Here is a 2,864-nt window from a genome sequence, read left to right on the forward strand (position 1 = left end):
TGATCATGAGCGGAAAGAAAATCATCCTATCCGGAACCGGCAGCTCGCTGATTGATTATGTATATTCCGGAATCGACTTTAATTCCCCGGAATTCCGGAAATATCTTTCCCGCAGAACGGGTGACGGGGGCCTGCATCCGGGTCGCCTGGTCTTTGCCGAAGATCTGGAAAAATTTGCCGGCAAGGATTTCCATACCATACTTCATGAATTTGTTGGCGGACGGGAACCCGATGTGGCGAATATTGGCGGTCCCAGCGTAGTATCGCTGATTCATGCCGCACAGCTTTTAAATTCTGAAGAATATGAAGTCAAATTTTATGGAGCATCGGGAGCCGATGAAACCGGTAATTTTTTAAGATCCCGCATTTCACATACTCCGTTGAATATAAAGAATTATAAAGTATACGAGGGAGAGGAGACCCCTTTTACCAATGTTTTATCCGATCCCGGTTACAATGGTGGTGCGGGAGAACGGACTTTTGTCAACAGCATTGGTGCTGCCTGGAGGTTTACACCCGACGATCTGGATGGATCCTTTTTCAATTCCGATATCGTGGCTTTCGGTGGTACGGCCCTGGTACCCCATATTCACGATAATCTGACCGGATTACTGGAAAAGGCTAAGAAAAGGGATTGCCTGACCGTCGTGAATACCGTTTACGATTTTCGAAATGAACAGAAAAGTCCCGGTGAGAAATGGCCTTTGGGGGAACATTCACGCAGTTTTCCCAACATAGATCTTTTATTGATGGATTATGACGAAGCTTTGAAAATTAGCGGAAAGAAAGATGTTCACGCCGCCGTGGAATACTATCGGTCGCTGGGCATTTCTGCTTTAATTATAACAAAGGGCAGTGATGATGCCATTGTATGGTCGGATGGTTCCCTCTTTTCTCCGGACGGATATTATAGCGTTCCAATTTCTGAAAAAGTTGTACGGGAACGATCCGGTCAGGGGTCCCATCAAGGCGATACCACCGGTTGTGGCGATAATTTCGTTGGAGGGGTTTTAACATCAGTTGCAACCCAGATGCAGAGTGGTGACCCTATTTTTGACCTTGAGGAGATCATTTCCTGGGGTATGGCTTCAGGGGGATATGCCACCTTTTATATGGGGGGCACCTATATGGAAAATGAGGCGCAGGATAAATACCAACATGTTCTGCCCTACATAGAAGCCTACAAAACCCAGGTTAAAGGTATTATCAAATAACAGAAGGTCAATTACAGGTCAGAAACAGTTGAAGCGCCCATCCATCCGGGAAGCACGATTCTGGTTGGCAACAAAACCCTGGAGCCTGGTGATGTAACGGTATGGAAAAAATAAGTACGGGCCTCAGTTTTGTTTTGGTTTTGGCATCTGGTTTTATCAGTTTTTATTGAAATGATAATCGGCAAAATCAAGATAGATCTCCCAGTTGTAGTTGTTTAAATCATGGCCTCCGTTGCGTATCACATAACCTGTGGTATTGTAAACCGGCCGGTTGATCACCGGCATTTCTTCCACCGGCAAACCCTTTTTCCCCAGCAGCTTGTATACTGGAGCAGCATGTTTTACTGAGAGAAATTCTCCCTTTGGATCGGCCCATTGATCCTGTTTTGCACTTGCCGCTATCACGGGGCGAGGCGCCATCAGTGCCATGAGCATATGCTGGTCAACTGGCAGTTCTTCTTCATTATGGTTGTACTTCTTGAAATTCTCGCAGAACCAATGGGGAAAACTGCTGTTGATACGTCCTACGGTTTCGCCGAACTGCCTTCGGGAAAGTGCTGCACCCCCGCAGCCCGAACAATTGGAGATGACAAGATCAAACCTTTGATCGGTTGCACCTGCCCACAAGGCGGTTTTTCCCAGGCGGGAATGGCCAAGAACAGCCATTTTCTCATTGTTTATGGCCGGGTCTTGCGCAAGATAATCTGCGCCCCTGCTCAAACCCCAGGCCCAGGCTCCTATAGAGGCACAGTTGTTTCCTTGTTCCGTATCCCGGTACTTTTTATCAAATAAAGGATGAATACCGTTTTGGTATCCATCGTCAAAATCCGGGTCGATTTCCCCATAATAGATGGTTGCTAAAGCGTAACCCCGGTCAAGAATGCGTTCTACAGGCCATCTGGTTTGTTTGCACCCTCGTGAACCTTCTGAAGCCTTGTGATTATATATTTTACAATCTTCATCATTGCGGAGCCAACTATCGGTAATGGTGATGTTTGTATTTGGATGGACAGACTGGTTCCCGTCAAAATTCAATCCCAGAAATACCGGAACAGGCTTTTTCGGTTTATTCGGAATGAACAGCAGCAGGTCAAAATGATGCTTGTGATTGTTTTGTTTTACATGGATACGAATTTCTTTTAGTGTAGCAAGCCCGTCCAGTGCGCCGGGAATATTTTTACGTTCTTCAAAGGTCAGGTTTTCCGGTTTGCCCGGCATTTTGCCATATACATGGTTTTCGAAAAGCCTCAGGATCTCTTTTCTTCTTTTCTCCCATTCTGAAGATGTTTTGACTTTGCTGCCATCCGAAAAGGTTAACGGATCGGGCAGTTCATAATCGGGTACTTTGGATTCATCATAATTGGGCTCAAATTCCTGGGCATGGGATGATGACAAAAAGAAAGCAGAAACCAGGGCAAGAACAAATAGGGTCTTTATCGTTTTCATAAATAACCTCCGCATTAAATTGGATTTACGTGATCAATTCGTAAAGATACTTAGAATTCATAAGATTAAAAAACCGGTATTGTTTTTTTAAAAGGTTTAACTCTGAGTGATAAGCTGCATAGCGGTCGTGAGCCGCTTTCCGGCCTTTGAAGAAAACCCAGGCCTTACGGGCTTGTGTGGGAGAATATTTAGATGTGCTTAGAT

The 2,864-nt window shown here is 45.3% G+C and carries 3 protein-coding genes; 2 read left to right on the plus strand and 1 reads right to left on the minus strand.

Going from position 1 to position 2,864, the window contains the following annotated elements; translation table 11 throughout:
- Together KGY70_20315 and KGY70_20320 are read left to right on the plus strand one after the other, a co-directional pair.
- Positions 1-1,214 (plus strand): carbohydrate kinase family protein (locus tag KGY70_20315; GenBank protein MBS3777549.1); only part of this gene is annotated, 1,214 nt, incomplete at its 5' end.
- A 39-nt stretch (positions 1,215-1,253) separates the two neighbouring features.
- A complete protein-coding gene (locus KGY70_20320) occupies positions 1,254-1,328 on the plus strand; it encodes a hypothetical protein (GenBank protein MBS3777550.1) in 75 nt (24 codons plus the stop codon).
- A gap of 42 nt (positions 1,329-1,370) precedes the next feature.
- On the opposite strand, the gene KGY70_20325 is transcribed toward KGY70_20320, so the two are convergent.
- On the minus strand, positions 1,371-2,609 hold the full coding sequence (locus KGY70_20325) for an acetylxylan esterase (GenBank protein MBS3777551.1): 1,239 nt from the start codon (positions 2,607-2,609) through the stop codon (positions 1,371-1,373).
- Positions 2,610-2,864 lie beyond the last annotated feature (255 nt).

It is taken from the genome of Bacteroidales bacterium, from assembly GCA_018334875.1.
Lineage (GTDB): Bacteria > Bacteroidota > Bacteroidia > Bacteroidales > UBA12077 > JAGXLC01.